The sequence below is a fragment of the Oscillibacter sp. genome (assembly GCF_032018205.1).
GTDB lineage: Bacteria > Bacillota > Clostridia > Oscillospirales > Oscillospiraceae > Oscillibacter.
The window spans coordinates 34,068-54,465 of sequence record NZ_DALZOY010000011.1; the positions used below are offsets into that span (position 1 = coordinate 34,068).

Annotated in this window: 15 protein-coding genes; 12 read left to right on the top strand and 3 right to left on the bottom strand. The window is 53.8% G+C overall.

All coding sequences use genetic code 11. The annotated features are described in order from the left end of the window. Complete coding sequence (locus RTU96_RS09785) at positions 1–474, bottom strand: 2Fe-2S iron-sulfur cluster-binding protein (RefSeq protein ID WP_312636405.1); 474 nt, start codon at positions 472–474, stop codon at positions 1–3. 30 nt (positions 475–504) lie between these two features. Beyond that, a complete protein-coding gene (locus RTU96_RS09790; protein ID WP_312636406.1) occupies positions 505–2,022 on the bottom strand; it encodes an aromatic amino acid ammonia-lyase in 1,518 nt (505 codons plus the stop codon). Between the two features lie 388 nt (positions 2,023–2,410). On the opposite strand from RTU96_RS09790, the gene RTU96_RS09795 reads away from it, so the two are divergent. The 9 genes from RTU96_RS09795 to hutH all read left to right on the top strand — a co-directional run bounded on the left by RTU96_RS09795 (position 2,411) and on the right by hutH (position 13,217). Further along, positions 2,411–4,117: a sodium:solute symporter family protein gene (locus RTU96_RS09795; protein ID WP_312636407.1), complete on the top strand. Its 1,707-nt coding sequence runs from the start codon at positions 2,411–2,413 to the stop codon at positions 4,115–4,117. A gap of 164 nt (positions 4,118–4,281) precedes the next feature. Beyond that, positions 4,282–4,827: a hypothetical protein gene (locus RTU96_RS09800; protein WP_312636408.1), complete on the top strand. Its 546-nt coding sequence runs from the start codon at positions 4,282–4,284 to the stop codon at positions 4,825–4,827. Between the two features lie 17 nt (positions 4,828–4,844). Next, entirely contained in the window at positions 4,845–6,365 is a 1,521-nt protein-coding gene (locus tag RTU96_RS09805) for an aromatic amino acid ammonia-lyase (RefSeq protein WP_312636409.1), read from the top strand. A gap of 37 nt (positions 6,366–6,402) precedes the next feature. Then, complete coding sequence (locus RTU96_RS09810; protein ID WP_312636411.1) at positions 6,403–7,410, top strand: 4Fe-4S dicluster-binding protein; 1,008 nt, start codon at positions 6,403–6,405, stop codon at positions 7,408–7,410. Positions 7,411–7,572: 162 nt separating this feature from the next. After that, complete coding sequence (locus tag RTU96_RS09815; RefSeq protein ID WP_312636412.1) at positions 7,573–8,487, top strand: 3-hydroxyacyl-CoA dehydrogenase NAD-binding domain-containing protein; 915 nt, start codon at positions 7,573–7,575, stop codon at positions 8,485–8,487. Continuing rightward, positions 8,478–9,680 carry an aconitase X catalytic domain-containing protein gene (locus tag RTU96_RS09820; protein WP_312636413.1) on the top strand — a complete coding sequence of 401 codons (1,203 nt, stop codon included), beginning with the start codon at positions 8,478–8,480 and terminating at the stop codon, positions 9,678–9,680. The genes RTU96_RS09815 and RTU96_RS09820 overlap by 10 nt, the downstream gene beginning before the upstream one ends. Next, complete coding sequence (locus tag RTU96_RS09825) at positions 9,680–10,135, top strand: aconitase X swivel domain-containing protein (protein WP_312636414.1); 456 nt, start codon at positions 9,680–9,682, stop codon at positions 10,133–10,135. Before RTU96_RS09820 ends, RTU96_RS09825 begins: the two co-directional genes overlap by 1 nt. A 35-nt stretch (positions 10,136–10,170) precedes the next feature. Next, entirely contained in the window at positions 10,171–11,679 is a 1,509-nt protein-coding gene (locus tag RTU96_RS09830; protein WP_312636415.1) for an aromatic amino acid ammonia-lyase, read from the top strand. 29 nt (positions 11,680–11,708) lie between these two features. Continuing rightward, the gene (gene hutH, locus RTU96_RS09835) at positions 11,709–13,217 is read left to right on the top strand and encodes an aromatic amino acid lyase (protein ID WP_312636416.1); all 1,509 of its coding nucleotides are present in this window, start codon (positions 11,709–11,711) and stop codon (positions 13,215–13,217) included. 123 nt (positions 13,218–13,340) lie between these two features. Here hutH and RTU96_RS09840 read toward each other — a convergent pair whose 3' ends face one another. Then, entirely contained in the window at positions 13,341–16,385 is a 3,045-nt protein-coding gene (locus tag RTU96_RS09840; RefSeq protein WP_312636417.1) for an AAA family ATPase, read from the bottom strand. A 383-nt stretch (positions 16,386–16,768) separates the two neighbouring features. Here RTU96_RS09840 and RTU96_RS09845 point away from each other — a divergent pair, with 383 nt between their 5' ends. Genes RTU96_RS09845 through RTU96_RS09855 form a run of 3 tightly spaced genes read left to right on the top strand, consistent with a single transcriptional unit; the run spans position 16,769 to position 20,348 of the window. Then, positions 16,769–19,024: a xanthine dehydrogenase family protein molybdopterin-binding subunit gene (locus RTU96_RS09845; RefSeq protein ID WP_312636418.1), complete on the top strand. Its 2,256-nt coding sequence runs from the start codon at positions 16,769–16,771 to the stop codon at positions 19,022–19,024. Then, positions 19,021–19,503, top strand: coding sequence for a 2Fe-2S iron-sulfur cluster-binding protein (locus tag RTU96_RS09850; protein WP_312636420.1), 483 nt, complete (start codon positions 19,021–19,023; stop codon positions 19,501–19,503). The genes RTU96_RS09845 and RTU96_RS09850 overlap by 4 nt, the downstream gene beginning before the upstream one ends. Next, positions 19,491–20,348: an FAD binding domain-containing protein gene (locus tag RTU96_RS09855; protein ID WP_312636421.1), complete on the top strand. Its 858-nt coding sequence runs from the start codon at positions 19,491–19,493 to the stop codon at positions 20,346–20,348. The genes RTU96_RS09850 and RTU96_RS09855 overlap by 13 nt, the downstream gene beginning before the upstream one ends. Positions 20,349–20,398: the final 50 nt, after the last annotated feature.

The following is a 20,398-nucleotide window of genomic DNA, read 5'->3' on the forward strand; positions in this document are numbered from 1 at the left end:
TCAATTTCCATCCTCCCTCATGCGCGCTGCTGCCAGCTCTACTGCCTCGATTATTTTGGTATAGCCGGTGCAGCGGCAGAGGTTGCCTGACAGCGCTTTTTGAATTTCAGCTTTGCTTGGACTGAGATTTCGGTTCAGCAGAGCCGCTGCGGAAAGAATCATTCCGGGCGTGCAGAAGCCGCACTGGATGGCGCCGGTATCCACAAACGCCTGTTGAAGCGGGTGAGGGGAGGCCGCTGTTCCCAAGCCTTCAATTGTTACTACCCTGCGGCCATTTACCTGCTCCGCCAGCACGCAGCAGGAGTTGACCGCTCTGTCGTCCAAAATGACTGTGCAGGCCCCGCATTCTCCCAGGTCGCAGCCGCATTTGGTACCCGTGAGTCGGGCTTTTTCCCGAAGCAGGTGCAGCAGAGTTTCGTGCGAATCAACGTCGAACATGCGTGGCTCATGGTTGAGGTGAACCGTGATGGTCATGATGCTCTCTTCCTTTCCGTGCCAGAATTATCACGAGTCGGCGGACTCCAGCGCCCGCAGCAAATCTCCGCTGCGGATGCATTCGTATGCGGCCGCGAGGTCCAGACTGAGATTGCGGTCTTCGCTTAGGTATGGAATTGTTTCACGGAGCCGGGCTTTCACCGCACCCGAGACTTTGCCCAGCGTCACGCCGCCGCGCATATCTGTGGCCTGAGCGGCGTGCATGGCCTCGATACCAAGCATATAGCGCAGGTTGTCCACAATTTGAAGGGTGCGCGTGGCGGCCAGCGGCAGGTTGCTGGCATGATCTTCGATTCCTCCCGCAAAAGGCGTAAAATCGGTAGAACAGGTATTTGAAAGCCAGCGGTTTTCCGCGTCCAGCGCGGCAAAGCTCTTTTGAATCGTGGAGTAGCCGATGGTTTTGACCTCGTGGGGCGTCAGGAAACGGGGAAGACCCGTAAACGACGGGTCCACAATTTTCAGCAAACGGTTAACAATGTTGCGGGACATATGGCACAGAGCCGCCGCCAGCATATCCACGCCTAAGGACAACGTGGTGGTTTCAAAATTTGGGCTGACGGAAGTCGTCCCCTCTTCTGTAAGAATGCAGGGGTTGTCGTCTGTGTGGTTAATTTGAATTACCAAATACTTTTTTACAAACTCCAGTGCGTCCCAGACCGCGCCGTGAACGGCCGCTCCGCATCGGTAGCTCAGGGGGTCCTGCAAGGCGCGATTTGGGTCGGGCTGAGCAAGATAGCTTCCTTTAAGATACCGCCGGCAGTCGGCGGCACAGCAAATTTGCCCCTCCAGCCCCCGAAGCTCGTTTACAAGGCTCCCCAGAGGCTGAAGACCGCCGTTCAGTCCCTCCAGACTCATGCAGTAGATGGCATTTCCCAGCTTTAAAATATCCTGTGTTTCTTTCACCAGCAGCGCCGCCAGAGATTCCCCCTGTGCGTTGGAGGAAGCAATGGAAAGACCGTCTTTCGGGCCAAGCACGGCGGGCTTCATTCCCTCGGCGCGCAGCGCTTCGATGGAGGGGACAACTTTCCCGCAATATTCGGCCTCGCCCAGCCCGATAATTGTCTGGCCGATCAGGGGAAGCGTACTTACATCCCCCTCGCCCACGGCGCCCCGGCGCAGGACACGGGGATGGATTCCACGATTTAGAAATTCCTGATACATCGTCAAAATCTCAGGGGAAATCCCCGTCCGGCAGCACAGCGCCGTATTCAGGCGGATGCACAGCATGGCCCGAACCTCTTCCACACTGCAATAGGGAGCAATTCCCAGAGAGTGGCTGTTAATCAGGTTTCTGTTGTACTGCTCAAAAAATTCCGGGCTGAATTCGCGGTCCTTGTTCCAGCCTACGCCGTGATTCAGCCCGTAAACTGGCGTCCCGCTGGCGGCCAGATCGAAGAGAACCTGACGGCACGCGTGGAGCCCGGGAAGAATTGCGGGGTCAATTTCAACGCGCCTTCTTAGATATACAACGTCGAAAAGTCTTTCGAGTGTGAGGTTTGTTCCATTCAGCAGCAAGGTTCGATTCATACGTATTCCTCCAAAATTGGCGTTGGACGCGCCCAAGGGATATGCGCGCGATACGCCGAAATATGTTAGATGTAAATGCAGTCTAACACAAATCAGTCCAATAATCGTTGAATTTCCATCCGCTCAAGAACAATGGCTGTAAGGCTCAAACCGTAAACCCCAATAAAATGCGCGCGATGAATCAGTTCAACGATTTTTCCACGGTTTGTTATTACAATGTCAATCAACTAACGCGGTACAGTGCTCCCGTTCTTTTTCCCGCCGCGCGGATTGTGGAGCCGCCGGGAGGAGTGGCCTGAGAATTGACGCTGTGCCGCTGTGTGTGAAGAAGCGATGTAAACTCCGCAATGTACGATCAAATGACACTAGAAAAATGCAGGAGGGAACTATGTTAACAACAATTGACAACATTACCATTATCATTTGTGTCATCGGCGTTTTCTTGATCAGCAATGCCATGGGCAAGGAAAGCAAGGATATGGAGAGCTACTACCACGCGAACAAATCTCTGCCGTGGTCGCTAGCAGTGGGCACGATTGCGGCATCGTGGTACGGAGGAAACGGAACCATCGGAACCGTCGGCTATGCCACCACAATGGGCCTTGCGGCGTTTTTTATCTGGTCCATCGGCGCGCACCTTGTTCGCTTCCCTCTGGCGCTGTGGGTGGCGCCGAGAATCTCGGTGAAGGTCAACTCCACAATGACAGAGCTGCTGGATCGTTTCTATGGCCGCATTGCTTCCCTTCTGGGCGCAATCGTACTGATTGTCAGCTGCCTGTCCATCTCTGAAATCGGCGCTACCGGTTATGTCGGCGTTGCGGCATGGGGGGCAAACAAATTTGTGGCGGCAGCCGTCATCATTGTCATCTCTATCCTGCTGACCTGCGTTGGCGGACTGATGGGTGTTGCCATCACTGATATGATTTTTTTCTTCTTCATGATTATGTCGGTAGCGATGGTATTCCCCAAGGTGTTTTTTGATATGGGGGGCTTTGCGGGTGTGGAGAGCATCCTCAACGCAACGGATCCCAGCCTGATGACGCCGCTTGGCGGAATCACCACGGGAAAAGCGATTATGCTGATCCTTATCTGTATCAACGTTTATAAGGATCCCGCATTTTATCAGCGGTTTACGGCTTCCAACGGACCCAAGACCGGAAAGCGCGCAATGCTGACGTGCTTCTCCATCTGGATGAGTATGGACGTGTGCCTGATGTTTACAGCCATTGTGATCCGGGCCATGGATCCGGCCTTGACCGTACAGCCCGAGGTGGCTTACATCACCCTTGTGCTCAGCGGTCTGCCGGGCGTACTGCGGGGCCTTTTTATCTTCGGCATGATGGGCGCGATTATCTCAACCGTGGATACCTACTATCTGATTGGCGGAGAGATTGTGGCGAATGACATTATCAATCCTTTCCGCAAGACACCGCTGAGCGACCGTCAGTCCATTTTCATCAGTCGTGTTGCCTGCGTGATTTTTGGTATCATCGGACTTTCCGTTGCGTTCCGGTTTGCCCTGATTTATGACGCAATGATTTTTGTTACCAGCCTCAGTATGTCTGTTTTGTTTGTTCCTGTGCTGATGGCCATTATGTACGAAGGCAAAAAGACCAACGCGGCGGGACTGGCTTCCATGTTTGTCGGCGGCGGCGCGTGGATATTATTCTCACGCTACCCTGTCAGCATTGCGGCTCTGGGCGGGGATATTGACGCGAGCCTTGTGGCGCTGCCCCTGTCCCTGGTGGCCTTCCTGATCGGCAATTGCTTTGGCAAAGAGCTGAATCACGGCTATCAGGCCGCAGGCGGAACCGGGATTGGGGAAACTGTCGACATCAGCGTGATCGACCCCGAGGAGTACAAAAGGGAAATTAAGGTTGAGTGGTTTGGCGTGGACGGTGCGCTGTGCCTGCTTTACGCCGGACTGGCTAGCATCTATACCTTCGGAATCCTGAACCGTGTGGATTGGATTATCGGGTGGATGGCGCCCCTGATTGCGGCAACGATGACCACGTTGATTTTTGGCCGGTATCTGTTTGAGGTGTTTTCTTTCCACAAAAGTCTCAAAAATAGCAATAAGAGCGTGAAAAAGTAATTGAGGCTTATAGTTCATCATGGGCGGAACTGCCCGGAAAGGCAAATCCGTATGGATTTGCCTTTCCTAGCAATTGTGTGGGCGATATGATAGCGGAGAACTTCGTGAATCAGACGCAGCTCTGTGAATATTTTGCGTGATCTGGGTGAAAGGAAATTGTGGTTATGAAAATTACAGCTACGCCTAAAACCATGAGCGAGGCCGAAGCACTGCGGGTCGCCCGCGGCGGCGGTAATGTGTTTGGCAAGGTTATGTACGGCGGCAAGGATATTACGCTCAAGCTCCTGTATCTGGAAAGCAGGGAGGTTATTTTAAACCTTCATTATCAGCCCGCGCCCCTGATGCGATGGCTTGGCAAGGACAAAACACATGGCCCTACTGTGCAGAAAATCAGAATGATTGTGGAGGGCACGCGCTGTACGGTCAGCTATGCAGAGGACCCGCTGAAAACCTGCGCGGTTGAGGTGGAGAGCGAAAATGCCGTGCAGAAAACAGAATATGCGGATGAAAAAATTTTTACTGCCGCAAAGCGGCCCGCGCTGCGGATGATTCGCCGCCAGATTGGCAAGGTGGCCTTTGCGGAGTTGGACTCCATGCGTTCCATATACCGTCCTTATTATATCGCCTTTTTCGGAGAGATGAAAATGGGGGAGCGGGTGCGCTATATCCCCATTGCGGCGGATGGAAATCAGGTGAGCCGGGTGCTGTAAGCAGAAAGGAAAAATTGATGAATTCAGTTGTATTTGGCGAGACTGTCACGGTGGACGACATCGTGAATATTGCCCGGGGCTGTGCGCGGGCTGCGTTTTCTGAAGAATTTGAAGCGCGGGTGAACCGCTGCCGCGCGCATGTGGATCGCTTCGGCAGGGAGGAGAAGGCAATTTACGGCTTGACCACCGGACTGGGGGACAACTGGAAAAAGTTTATACCCGAGGAGGGCCGCACAATCATCCAGCGCAACCATATTTATGCCCATACCTGCGCCGTGGGAGAGCCGATTCCGGAGGAGTGCGTCCGGGCGATGATGGCGGTCATGCTGGCGCACTTTGGCTCCGGTCACACGGGCATTCGTCTTGAGACACTGTGCCTGATCCGAGATATGCTCAACGCCGGCGTTACGCCTCGGGTTCCGGGGCATGGCTCCGTAGGGTATCTGACGCTGGAAGGCCACATCGGAATGGTGATGATTGGTCAGGGCTGGGCATGGTATCAGGGGGAGCTGCTGGACGGGGGGGAGGCCTTGCAAAGAGCGGGACTCAAGCCTGTGACGCTTTCGTCAAAGGAGGGGCTGACGCTGCTGTCCGGCACCACATCTGTTACGGCGTTCGGCGCGCTGGCCATGTACGACGCGAAGACCCTATGTCTGACCGCCGATATCTCCGGCTCCTTTTCGCTGGAAGTGCTTAAAGGAACCTTGATGGCGATGGATGCGCGAATTATGAACGTCCGCCCTCATCCCGATCAGATCAACACTGCCTGCAACATTCGCGCAATCTTAAAGGACAGCCCCATTCTTGCCCGCTTTCAGGGCCATCGTGTGCAGGATGCACTGTCCATCCGTTGTATGCCCCAGCTTCACGGGGCCGTGAAAAAGGCCGTGAAAGACGGACTGGAGACAATGGACATAGAGCTAAATTCCTCGGTGGATAACCCGCTCATTTTTGAGGAGGAGGATGCCATAGCCCTGATGGGCTGCAATGCGGACGGAAGCTATGTGGGGCTGGCGTCCGATGCGCTGACAATTGCAATCACTGATTTGTGCAAGATGAGCAATAGCCGGATTGACCGTATGCTGAACCATTTGGTGAGCGAGCTTCCGGCGTTTTTGAATAAAAATGCCGACTACAACAACGGTCTGATGATGATACAGTATGCCGCAGCAGGATTGCAGGGGGAGCTTCGCATTCTGGCCCATCCGGCGGTAGTGGATAATCTGACCACCTGCGCAAATCAGGAGGACTATATCAGCATGGGCTATAACGCCGCGAAAAAGGCGTATGACGCCATGCATCTGGCCAAGTATATTCTGGCGGCCGAGCTTATCTGCGACGGACAGGCACTGCACTGCATGGACGGCGCCGAATGCGGCGAGGCCACTGGGGCCGTCTGCCGCCTGCTGCGGGAGCAGGTTCCGGAAATGGATGCGGACAGCCCGCTGTCCCCTTATTTAGAGGCTGTTGCCGCGCAGATTATAGACCGTCGTTATATTCAGGTGGTGGAGAGGAAAACCGGCGAGCTGCGCTTTTGAGGGGGGCGCAGACGCGAAAGGAAAGGAAGGTAAAACTATGGCACTGACAGCGGAAGAGAGGAAAGAACTTCTGACCCTGTTTGAGGTACCGGGGGACTTGGGCGCGGAAGCGCTGAAAATGCTGTCGCAGCAGGAAATGCAGCTGATTTTGCTGATGAAAAAGGATACGATCTCGTTTGATGAGCTGAAAGAAAAGATTGCCGAAGCAGGAATTGCCGACAATCCCGACCGCCTGATTCAAAGCGCTTATTCCCGTTCGGTTTTGGACAAGGCCCGGGATGAAAACGGAGCACCATGCTACCGCATTTCCAATTTTTACGGACGGTATCCCTACTTTGCGCAGTTTGAATACGAGGAGTACGCACGATTTTCCCGGGAGAAAAAGGATCGTCTGAATGAATGGGATTTCGGGCTTTATTACAATGTGTTTGGCAAGGATGTACAGGCAAAAATTCAGGGGGAAGAGACGTATGTCCATAACAGCACCTTTTTAACCCTGCCGGAGGCGTTTGAACTGATGGAAAAGCATCGTGACAACATCTACCGGGTCCCTTGCAACTGTAAGTGCATGATGGACGTGACGGAAAAGCCCCGAAACGTATGCATCAATTTTGACAGCGGGGACAATACCCCGTCGGATCGCGGACACGGCGAAAAGCTTACGCTGGAGTTTGCAAAGGAGCTGACGCGGGGCTGGAATCGCCGAGGGCTGATGCAAAACGGCGAAGATTTTGCCATCTGCAATTGCGACGGGCAGTCCTGCTATCCGCTGCAAATGGCCCGGAAGGCGGGGGCGCAGGGAATATATCCCCGTTCCAATTATTTTATCAATTGGGAGGAGAAAAAGTGTATCAATTGCGGCAACTGCGCCCGTATCTGCAACTTTAGCGCGTTTGTTGTGGGTGAGGATAAAAAGGTTTCTTTCCACCCGGAGCTTTGCTGGGGCTGCACCATATGCAGCGCTAATTGCCCCAAGAGCGCCATCACACTTTCTCCCCGTGAAGGCGCGGGCTGTGCGGCGCAGGCAACCTCCATTCATCACTGATTTGCAGCGCAGCAACAGAGAGATACCGCGTTTTGCGTTGAAAGAAACAAATGTGGTCAACGTGTTTTCAACGCTTCGTATTTATAATGGGTATACATAAGGCAAAAAGCTGTTAAAATCCGACGTTTGGATTTAACATCAATTGAAGGAAGAGGTATATTCATGTCTGAAGTTGATCGCATTCAAAACGTGGCCATTGTTGGAATTGGGACGCAGGGCTCCATGATTGCCTTCCGCAACGCGCTTTACGGCAAGCACGTGACCGGCTATGGCCGTTCGGAGGAGGCGATTGCCGTTTGCCGGGGCAAAATCGACAAATGGCTGTCACATTTTGTCGCGCAGGGACGGCTGGATAAGGCTGAAGCCGACGGGGTGCGGGAGAGAGTTGCATTTTCCACTTCGCTGGAGGACGTTTGCAAAAACGCCGATTTGGTTGTGGAAAATGTGCCGGAGAAGATTGAAGTAAAGCAGGAGGTGTTCCGCCGGCTTGACGAGCTTTGCCCAAGTGGCTGCTTTCTCAACTCCAACACGTCCTCGCTGCTGATGAGCGATATTTATAAGGACGTGTCGGACCGGCGCCGCGCCATGACGTTTTCCGTTGACCATGACGACCCCGTTCGCAATAACTATCTGGAAATGATGTGGAATCCCTCTACCTCTCAGGAAACCAAGGAGGCCGCATTGGCCCACTATCACACGCTGGGCTTTGAGCCCATAGTGACCGAGCGGGAAATCAAGGGGTATTCCATCAACCGTGTGTGGCGTGCGGTGAAACGGGAATGCCTGTATCTCTGGGCCAACGGATATACCGAGCCGGCAGAATTCGACCGGGGATGGATGATGGAATGGAACACCAATATTGGGCCCTTCAAACTGATGGATTTAATTGGCTTGCAGACAATCTATAACATCGAAAACTCCTATTACGCCGCCAGCGGCGAGGAGCGCGACAAGCCGCCCGCAAAGCTCAAGGAGATGATTGACGCGGGGCATCTGGGTATGAAATCCGGCCAGGGATTCTATTCCGGCTATGATACGGAGGCCGGAAATCTGGAAGTGGAGAAATCATGGAACTGACCGTTGAACAGCGGGAAATTCTGAATGGTGCGCAGGGCGGCGGGAAGGCCATGGCCATGCGGATTCAGGTGGGCGTTGGCAAATGCTTTGACGCTTCCCGCATGGTCCCTGTGCGCCGCGCCCATGTGGCGCTCAGCGCACAGGAGGCGGACATTTGGTTTGCCGGAAGGCTTTTGGCGGCGGGGGCTAGCTGCGCGGTGGCGCCCACGGTCAATCCCGGCTATTCTTTGGAATATTTTCAGAATCGGCTGACGCCCGCCGCAATCCAAAATATGCAGGAGACGCACCGCATCTATCAATCTCTGGGTGCGCGCCTGACGTATAGCTGCACACCTTATCTGACCGACAATGTCCCAGAGTATGGCGAGGTAGTTGCTTTTTCGGAAACCAACGCCACCGTGTACGTTAACGCGGTGCTGGGAGCACGAACTAACCGAGAGAGCGCGGCCAGCGCGCTGTGCGCCGCGGTTACGGGGTTCGTGCCAGAATATGGGATGCTGCTGGCGGAAAACCGGTTTGCTGACATTTTGGTTCGTGTGGACGCACCGCTTCAAGACGATTTTGACTATGCGGTGCTGGGTCTTGCCGGAAAGCGAATTGGAAAGGGTATTCCCGCATTCATGGGGCTGCCGGGAAAAATCGGAACGGAGGCGTTGATTGCGCTGGGAGCCGAATTGAACGTTTCAGGGAATTTTGACCTTTACCACATTCCCGGCGTGACGGCGGAGTCGCAGGTGCTTTCTGATATTTTCGGCGGACGGTCGCCAAGGAGAGAGGTCGTTCTCACGCAGGCGGATTTAGAACAGGTGCTGGAAGAATTTTCACCCGGGAGGATGGGAGAAATTGAATACTGTATTCTGGGCTGTCCCCATTATACCTATCGGCAAATTCAGACGGTGGTTCAGCTTTTGGACGGAGGGCCTTCCCATGCACCCATTTACATTCTCACCTCCGCCACGGTGAAACAAGAGGCGAAGGAATCCGGACTGGAAGAGGAAGTGCAGGCGTTGGGAGGAGAACTGATTGCCGATACCTGCGTGGACGAGCCCTGCTGCTGGGGTCATCTGGCGGGAAAATACGGTGTGACGGATTCTCCCAAGGGAGCGTATTACATGGAGACTGCGGGTGTGAACCTGACTGTGCGGGACGTGTCCACCTGCATTCGATGGGCCAAGAAGGGGAGAATCTGCTGATGAATCAAGTGTTTTCCTGCCGTGAAATATCCGGCGGCATTGCCGAGGGAGAGGTGCTTATTTCCACGGACCAGATTCTTTTTTATCACGCAGACCCGGCTTCTGGGGTTATTACTGAGCGTGGACATGCGCTGGAGGGCGTCAGCGTCAAGGACAAGATTTTGGTATTTCCCGGGGGGAAGGGGAGCTCCGTCGTCCAGATGGATGGACTTTACAAGCTGGAGCTGAACGGTTCCGCTCCGCTTGCGTTCATCGTCCGGTCGCCGGACACCGTGCTGGTTTCCAGCGCCATCATTATGGAGCTTCCGATGGTGGACCGGGTGGAGGAATCCTTTTACGGGACGATTCAAACCGGCGCCCGCATCCGTGTCGATACTCCGCGGCAGACCATTGAGCTGCTGGATGGGGGCACACAGAGGAGAACCTGCGTCTGGCGCCGCGGTAAACCGGATTGAATCGAAGACTCTGATAATTATAAGGAGGCGGACTGATGGAATCTGTCGTCTTAAACGGACGCGACCTTACGCTGGAAGCTCTCTATGAAATCGCTTATCACGGGCGCGTCGTGGAGATTGAACCCGAGGCGTATCAGCGTATGGAGGATGGGCGCCGCGTGATGATGGGCCTCTCGCGGGAGGGAAAGCCAATTTACGGGCTGAACCGTGGCGTTGGCTGGAATAAGGATCAGACGGTTTTAGAGGAAGAGCTGGAGCTTGAGAATCAGAAGATCATCTGCGCCCACGCGCTGGGATTTCCTCCCTACAATACCGATACGGAAGTGCGGGCGATGATGGCGATTCGGCTCAACAACATGTTGATTGGGGCTTCCTGTGCTTCGGATGAACTTGTAAACGTATACCGCGACTTCCTCAATCATGGGATTACGCCCCGCGTGCCCCTGCGCGGCTCTGTTGGGGAGGCGGACATTGTCACCATCACCCACATGGGAATGGCGTTTGTCGGACAGGGCGAGGTGAGCTATCGGGGGAAAATCGTCCCCGCAAAGGAAGCCATTGAAAAAGAAGGCATTGCACCTTACCGCATGAGGCTGAAGGATGCCCATACGATTATGCTCTCCAACTGTCAGGGAGAGGCCATGACGGCAATTCTGGTGCGGGAGGTAGAGGATCTGGTAAAGATGTCCGATCTGATTTTCTGCCTTGATTATGAGGGACTCAACGGCAACATCGAGTCCCTGCGGGAAGACGTCAACGCACTGCGGGGGCTTCCGGGGCAAATTGAGTGCGCCGCCCGCTGCCGCAGATATCTGGAGGGCAGCTATCTTTACGAGCCGCACTCCGACCGCGCCCTTCAGGACCCGCTGACCTTCCGGGGCGGCTTTACCATCACCGGCTCCGTGGTGGATGCTGCGAACTATGTGAAAGAATATCTGCGGATTCAGATAAACTCTCCGTCGGACAATCCCTGCGTCATGCCGGGGACGGATGGGCTGTACGTCAATTCCAACTTTGAGACGACAACCTTGGCGGTTGGCGTTGAAATGCTGACAATTGCGCTGGGCCACATGTCCAGAGCAATCAACTACCGTATGATTAAAATGAGCTCCTCGGAGTTTACCCACCTGCCCCGCTATCTTGCGCCAAGGGACGGGAGCTCTCACGGATTTGCCATTGTACAGGACGCGTTTTCTTCGCTGGAGGCTGAGAATCGAATGCTGGTAAACCCCTCGTCCGTTGATTTCTTTCAGGTGGAGGGCGGCATTGAGGCCCATGCCAGCAACCTGCCGCTGGTTGCCTCGAAGGCACAGCGCCTGACCGATAATATTCGGCGGCTGGTCGGTTTAGAGGCCATGTATGCCGCGCAGGCGGTGGACCTTCGGGAGGGCATCCGTCTGGGTCGCTTTACCCGTGAGGCTTATGAGGTAATCCGGGAGTTCATTCCCAAAACAGCCGGTTTGCGCGGAGTTTGCTATGACATGAACGGCTCCTATGAGCTGATTTGCTCCGGGAAGCTGCTGGATCGGGTCGGAAGGTCGTAAATTTAATCGGATAAAGGGGAAACGGCGACATGGATTCACTGATTTTAACAGGAAGCAATCTGACGCTGGAGGATGTATACGAGGTGGCTTATCAAGGCCGCTCGGTTGAAATTGCACCCAAAGCCTATGCTCGGCTGGAAAAAGGCCGCCGGATTATGCAGGGGCTGGCCCGCGGTGGAAAGGCAATATATGGATTTAACCGCGGTGTGGGCTGGAATAAAGATCAGAATATTGACGAGGACTTTTTTGAAACGCAAAACCGCATGATTTTGCGCAGCCATTCTTTAGGGGTTCCGCCCTACAACACTGACGTGGAAGTGCGGGCGATGATGGTCATTCGGCTCAATAATATGCTGATCGGCGCATCCTGCGCGTCAGACAGTCTGGCCAACATTTACCGTGATTTTCTCAACCACGGCATTACCCCGAGAATTCCCAAGCGCGGCGCGGTGGGAGAGGCGGATATTACCACCATTTCCCATATGGGGCTTGCGTTTGTAGGTGAGGGCGATGTCAGCTATAAGGGCGGGATTCTCAAGGCGCGGCAGGCCATGGAGCGGGAGGGGATTGCGCCGTGCTGCATGCAGTTGAAGGATGCGCATACCATTATTCTCTCCAACTGTCAGGGCGAAGCCATGGCGGCCATCATGGCTTGCGAAGTGGAAAAGCTCCTGAAGGTCTCCGATCTGATTTTTTGTCTGGATTACGAGGGACTCAACGGGAATATTGAGTCTCTGCGGGAGGACGTCAACGCGCTGAGAGGTCTGCCGGGACAGATTGCGTGCGCGGCCCGCTGCCGCAAATATTTGGAGGGCAGTTATCTTTACGAATCTCATCCCGACCGCGCCCTTCAGGACCCACTTTCCTTCCGGGGCGGCTTCACCATTACCGGAAGCGTGACCGATGCGCTGAATTTTGTGAAAAAGATTCTGCACATTCAGATTAACTCGCCCTCCGACAATCCGTGTATTATGCTGGATCAGGAGAGCTTGTATGTCACCTCCAACTTTGAAACGACCTCCTTGGCTGTGGGGGTGGAGATGCTTTCTATCGCGCTGGGACATCTGTCCCGCACGCTTAACTACCGTATGATTAAGATGTGCGCTCCCGAGTTCACGGGGCTGACTCGGTTTCTGGCCCCCCGAGACGGCAGCGCCCACGGCTACGATGAGATTCAGAATACCTATTCTTCGATTGATGCAGAGAACCGCAGCCTGATCAATCCTTCCTCTGTGGACTTTTATCATATGCAGGGCGGCATTGAGGATCATGCCAGCAATTTGCCGCTGGTGGTGTCCAAGGGTCTTCAACTGGTGGATAATTTGAAATACCTTGTGGGAATGGAAGCGCTCTACGCCGCGCAGGCCGTGGATCTGCGGGACAACATCCGCCTTGGAAAATATACGCGCATTGCTTACGAGACCATTCGAGCGACCATCCCGGAGCTTGTGGACAACCGAAATGTTTTTGAAGATATTCGTCTGGCCTATGAGCTAATTTGCTCGGAGGAGCTGCTTCGGCACATTCAAGACGCCTGAGCATTGACGGGGCACGCCGTCGGGCATTGTGGATGGGAAAGACTCATTTAAAAAGAGATGGCTGATTTGAAAACAAAGTGCCGGGACACGGAAACTCCGTATCCCGGCACTTTGTTTCAATTTTTATAAAAGCGCTTGAAGCGCCTGTTCCATTTCTACCGTTTCGATTCGTGGTTCCAGACGATAAAGATAGCGCAGCCCCCATGTGCAATGCTCCTGTTTGGATTGCGGCCAGAGTGACTGGAGTTCCGGAACGCTCAGCCCCGATTCCTCCAGCAGGCAGCGAATTTTCCAACTGTTGTAGACGGCAATGCCCATCCACCACGGAGAACCAATCATCCCGCAGAAATCAAATGCCTTTTTCATTCTGGCCGCAGCTTCGGCATAGCGACCGTCCTCCACGTCATAGACGGCCAAATAGGACAGGGCAATGGGAAATTGGCTGTATTCGTGAAAGGACTGATAAAGAGTTTCCGCATACTCAAAAAGGCAGCGGGCCTCCGACTTTCTGCCGCTTTGATGTGCCGCCACGCCGTAATCCGTGTAAAAAATGGCGGCGCCGGGATAGTAGCCGCGTCCGCGGTTGAAGATAATTGCCTGATCATAATAGTAAAATGAGCGGGTGTAATTTTCTTCAAGACGATAGCTTTCTCCAATGTAATTATAGGCGCCGGCAATGTTGATGGCGTATTTTCCGGATAGGTCTTCATCCAGAAGCTGAAACGTTTCAATTGATTTTTCCATCCACGTCCGGCACGCTTCGTAATTCCCGTGCATCAGTTCCAGCAGGCCCGACAGGCGCAGATAGCTTCCCCACTCCGGCGTGTGCTTCATGTTTTCCTGATACAGCATGCCGGATTCCAGATGTAGGTTCATCACATCAAAATTATAGGTCTGGATGGCGTAATAGATGAATTGCAGATGGGTCTTGACGGACATTTCCCAGTCTCCTGCTGCCTCGCTGCGGGCCAGCAGGCGCTCCAGCACCTCAAGTCCTTTACCATAAGTCCCGTTATGGATGCAATACCGTCCCTCTGTGTAAAGCAGCTCGCGCTCCAGCCAGTCCAATTCCGTCGAATCCGCACCAAATCGGGTTGCCAGCAGCTTTGCATGTTCAGACTCCAGCACCTGAAAGTAGCCCATGATCCCGTCCTCATCGAACAGGGAAAACGTCGTATCCGATGCTAAAATGGGCAGCAGCTCATAGCACATGCCCGCAAACGCGCCAAGAGATAAAACCTTGTATTTAAACGCCTTATAGCGGTCACCGCCCGCCGTATAATGATAGATCAGCAGTTCATAGGGATCGCGCTGATCACCGCTGATCTGAGTTTCCAAATACTGAGCCACTCTCAAATGCAAAATGCGGCGGCCTGACTCTGACTGCTGCTGAAATAAAATTTCCTTAATCTTTTCGTGGGAAAAGGCGTAGCCAAGCACATTGTTTTTTGAGGATTCCGTCAGCAGGGCTTTCTGCTTCAATTGATTGCAAAGGTACATCAACTCCAGTGGATCCTTCGTCAGAATTGAGGTCAGAATATCAAATGGAGCTCCGTCCAGAAAAACGGAGATGGCGTCAAGAACTCTGGATTCGTCCGGCGTCAAGCTGGAGAGCCGGGAGATAATAATGTCGCTGGGGTCGCTGGAAATAGGGCTGTTATCAGAAATCTCCTGCATGGAATTAAGAAGCTGCACCAACAGAAGCGCGTTCCCCTCCGTGATGTGGTATACCTCGTCAACCAGTTGGGGTGTGGAGCGCTCCGGAGCATAATAGTTGACAAAACTTGTTGTCTCCTCGCGAGTGAATTCATACATGGTGCAGCCTTCCATCAGACCGTCTGAACAGGCGGTTTCCAACAGTTGCCCGATATGAGGCGGATAGTTGTCCCGGCAGGTGCACACCACCGTAACGTCCTGATTGCGCAGCCGCCGCAAAAAAAGCAGCAGCATCTCCGCACTGCCGGCGTCCATCCAGTGGATATCCTCAAACACCAGCAGAATCGGAAGCTTTTTCGCAATGGTTGAAAAGATCAGCAGGGCGCAGTCCAAAGCGATATGATAATCGGTTTCTGTCGGAAAATCTCCCACTGTAGCCATATAATCCTGTCGGTACTCCAAGAACAGGCAGGGAAACAGGCAGGTAGCAGGCTTCATGTAGATGTCCGGAATCTGCATATTCAGCGGTTTGATTTCCGACATCAGATCCAGCATGATTGAGGTCCATGGAGCAAGAGAGGTGCGCATTTCAGACTGATAGCAGGAGACACGGCACACCAGCCGGTCCGAAAAGTCGTATTGGCGCAGCATGTAATCCAGCAGATATGTTTTGCCGACACCGGCCTTGCCCTGAATCAGCAGCCCCGGTTTTCTATGCTCTGCACGGGAGCCGTTGCAAAGCTTCAGAAGCTTGCGCAGGACGACGTCTTTTCCGAACAGATGCTGGTCGCTCTGATTGTCAATCTTATAAGTGGATGAATTCCACTCGTCCACAATTTTATAGTACAGTGCGGTGGTTTCCTTCAGGGGAGAGATGCTGAAACTCTCGGAAAGGCTGTTGCAAAGCGCATGGTAAAGTCCAATCGCTTTACGGAATTTCTTTTGCGCGCTGCATATCTGCATTAACGTAAAAACTGCGGTTTCCTCCAGCGGATCAAGGCTTACATAATCCATTCCGTATTTTTCCGCCTTGATAAGGTCGCCGCTGAAATATGCCTCATTCTCCGCAGCAAGAAGGCGCTGCAAATATTGGCACTGAAGCATATTCCGTTCGTCACTCAGCCACTCGTCAAACGCGTTGGCACGGTGAATGATAAAATCCTTCAGAAGTTCTCCGTGGTAGGCGCTCAGGTCGCCCCGCTCTGAAAACTCCAGAACATCGCAGTGTATCGAAAGCTCTGGTTTAAATTCCAGCAGAGTTCGCTGTCCGCCTGTAAATGGGTCATAGTCCAGCTCTTTACGAATGGAATAGATGGCGTGCCGCAGATTTTTTTGCGCGGTGGAGGAGTCCGTGTCGGCCCAAAGAAGGCCGATCAGCTCACTGCGGGAAACCTTGCGCTTTATTAAAAGATAATAGAGTAGTGCCTCTGCTTTTTTGTATGGCAGGGCAATTTCCCGCCCGCTGATTTGAACGGACGGAGTCCCCAAAAGCTTTGCCGTCAGTTCTGCCATCTTAAGTACACTCCTTTTCAGGATCATATAGCGTTGCATTCGGAACGTTCGAGACAGCGGGAAAAGATGGCCTTTTGGCTTGCGTGGTAAGAAGTGACGGAGATAGAGGCTTTTCCCACATACGAACATGCTGCATCAGAGGATTTAACTATAATTTAGCATAAACGTTAAAAACACGCAACTCGTTTCAACGATATTTTTGTTAAAACGCTGTATTTCGGCAAAATTTTATTTAACCCGGTAAAACAGCAGCGTATTAGAGGAACAACGGGCCTGAAGCCGCACAGTCAACGCTGATTCAACGGAAGAATGGTATAGTGATTAAAAATTATTTTAGGGATGATTTTGAACAAACGGCAAGTGCCCGCATAAGGAGGATCACCTTGAAATTGGTCGGTACAAATAAACCAATTCACGACGCCCGGGGAAAAGCCGCGGGCTATGTGAAGTACGCCGGGGATGTGACGCTGCCGAACATGGCTTATATTGCGCTAATTCACAGCACGATTCCCCATGGATATGTCAAAAAAATTCAAACGGAAAAAGCGCTGGAGATTCCCGGTGTGTATGGAGTGTTTCATTGCTTCAATACCACAAAACGGGCATATAACCGCTATCGCTGCAATTTTGCACAGGAGCTTTCGGATGAAGAGCGGGTGTTTACAGACTATGTCCGGTTTGTGGGGGACCGGGTAGCCGCGGTTGCAGCCTGTGATCTGGAAACGGCAGAGCGGGCGGCCCGCTGTGTCGAAGTGGAATACGAGGAACTGCCCTATTCGATTGGGTTTGACGATACGCTCTCCGGCAAGAATTGCCTTGCGGGCCAATCCCCGGTTTGCGATGAGTTTTCCTTTGAAATCGGGACCGCTTCGGAAGAGGGCGATCTGATCGAGATTGAAAGTTTTAGTGAAATGCCCCGTCTCCATCATGCTACCATGGAGACGCACGCCTGCGTGGTGGACTATGACCCCTATCAGGGGCAGCTTACGGTATACAGTCCCAATCAGGCGGTGCACGGGATTCGGGTGGTTCTGGCGGACTTTCTGGAGATGCCTTACCATCATGTACGCGTTGTCAAATCCGTGATGGGCGGATCTTTTGGCGCAAAGCAGGAATGGTTTTTGGAGCCTGCCGCCGCACTGATTGCCAAAACGCTGGGCCGTCCGGTGAAGCTGGTATACAGCCGGGAAGAGACCATGACCTGCTCGGTGGTTCGCGGAGAGGTGCGAGGTGTGGTCCGCAGCAGGTTCAGACCTGACGGGACGCTGATATCCCTTGATATGGACGTGCTGCTGGATGCGGGCGCATATATCGGAAACGCCCCCGACTATATTCGTGCCCTTTCCGGAAAACCCTTCCGCTGCTATCGGATTCCGCATTTTTGCTACCGAGGCCGGGTAATCAGCTCCAACACGCCGGTTTCCGGTGCATTTAGAAGCTGGTCCGCTGCGGAAGAGGCGATTATGGTGGAGCGAAATATTGATGAAGCCGCCCGCCGATTGGGAATTGATCGGGTTGAGCTGCGGCTCAAAAATGTGCTGCTGCCGGGAGCAATTGACCGAAAAAGCGGAGTTGCTCTGGAGGATATCCGGGTTTGGGATGCGCTTGAACGGGGCCGCGCGGCGTTCCAATGGGACGAACTGATCAGGGAAGACAGGGCATTCAACAGCGCAAATCCACGTTTCCGCCGGGGCGTGGGCGTGGGCTGCGGCGGTCACGGGAATACCTATTATCCTCGTCTCAACGATTACGGGGAGGGACGGCTCAGTCTGAACGAAGATGGTACGGTCCAGGCAAATCTGACATTGCATGATCATGGCTGCGGAACGGTGACGGCCATGCGGATGATTATTGCGGAGGTGCTGGATATCCCTGATGCGGATATCTATTTGACCGAAGCCGACACGGCGGTCACCCCTGTGGACTACGGCTGCTTTGCCAGCAGAACCACCTTTGTTCTGGGACGCACGATTTATGATGCGGCCGTGGCGCTGCGTGAGGAAATCCTTGACCGGGCCGCAGAGTTGTTTTCTCTGAAACGGGACGGGTTGCGGCTGGAAGGCGGCGCGATTCACTGCGCGGAGGACGAAGGCGTAAACATTACCATCAGAAGGCTGGCGTACACCAGTATGCTGAAGCTTGGACGCAACGTCACCGCTCAGGCGCAGTTCACCAACACCACAAACCCGGGTGTCACCGGGGTGCACTTTGCCCATGTGGAGGTAGATACGTGGACTGGCTTCACGAAGCTATTGGGTTATCTGGCTGTTCAGGATATTGGCCAGCCCATCAATCCCGCCATGTGCGAGGCGCAGATTCAAGGCGCGGTTCAGATGGGCTGCGGCGCCGCTCTGCGCGAAAAAATGACCGTTGCAAAAGACGGCCGCTGCACGGAAAGCCTTTCTAAATATCATTTGTTTCTTGCCACAGATCTGCCTGATATTCAGGTCATTCTTTTGACCAATGGGCGCTCGGGTGAAGGCCCCTTTGGGGCCAAGTCTATCGGGGAGGTATGCTATGTTCCCGTGGCTCCCGCCGTGTGCGGTGCGGTAAACAATGCGCTTGAAAGCTCCTTGGGCATGCTGCCGTTTGACCCGGATTCCATTTTAAAATACATGGCCGAGGAGAGAAGAGAATGACGCTTCACTTTTTTATCAATGAAAAGGCGGTCACACTTGAAACCTCTCCCCACCGTCGTCTGCTGGATATTTTAAGGAATGATCTGTGCCTGACCGGCGTGAAGGAAGGCTGCGCCGAGGGGGAGTGCGGTGCGTGCACGGTCCTGCTGGACAATCGTGCGGTTCATGCGTGCCTGACCGTTGCCGCCCAGTTGGAGGGTTGCCGCGTCACCACCATTGAGGGACTGGCTGAGTTAGGGGAACTGGATATTTTACAGACCTGTTTTGTGGAGGAAATTGCAATACAGTGCGGGTTTTGCACCACCGGGATGATTATGTCTGCAAAAGCCCTTCTGATGAGAAATCCGCATCCTTCGGAGGAGGAAATTCGTCTGGCTCTATCCGGAAATATCTGCCGCTGCTCCGGTTACGTGCAGATTGTCAAAGCGGTGGAAAGGGCGGCAGAGGAACTGGAGGCGAAGCGCAGATGCGATGTTTAATACCCGGTACGCTTGCGGAGCTGGCGGACGCACTGTCCCAGTTGACGGAAAAAAGTGAAATTATTGCGGGAGGTACGGATTATGTGATTCGTACCCGGCGCGATGGGCTTGAACCGGACGCTTTACTATATCTGGGCAGGCTCCCTTTGCTTCATGAGCTATGTCTGGGAGAGCGGGAGCTGCGAGTGGGCGCTATGGTTACCATGCGAGAGCTTGCGGAGAAACTGGACGCGGTTCCGGAATTCCGCGCCCTTGCAGACGCGGCCTGTGACGTGGGGTCACCGCAGATCAGGAACAAGGCCACTATGGTGGGAAATCTCTGCAATGCCTCGCCCGCGGGAGATATGCTTCCGGTGAGCTGGCTGTATGACGCCAGAATGGAGTTGCTTTGCGCGGATGGGAGCACCCTCCTTGTCCCGATCAGCAAATTTATATTGGGGCCGCAGAAAAACACTTTGGAGCCGGGACAAGCTGTGATATCCGTGGTGATGGACCGCAGTCCGGTAGAACGCTGCATCAGCGCTTTTAAAAAAATCGGCTCCCGCGAAAGAGTTTCCATTTCCCGGGAGGGGATTGCCGCCTCTGTGTGCGTTGGAAAGGACGGAGCAATTGCGCAGGCCTGCCTTGCGTTGGGCGCCGTGGCATCCACGCCGTTGCGGATTCCGGAGGCAGAGGCTATGATGGAGGGGCGGCGTCTGGAAGATGAAGCGCTGCTGGCCCACGTTACAGGAGTGGTTCAAAGGACGATTCACGACAACTGCCGTCCAGCCAACCGCCAGTATAAGACCGAAGCCGCCCGCGGCCTTACCGCGGATCTTTTCACGCTGCTAAAAGAACGTATGTAAAAAGTCGATCATTCAAAGCAGCCCGCAGTCTATTAGACTGCGGGCTGCTT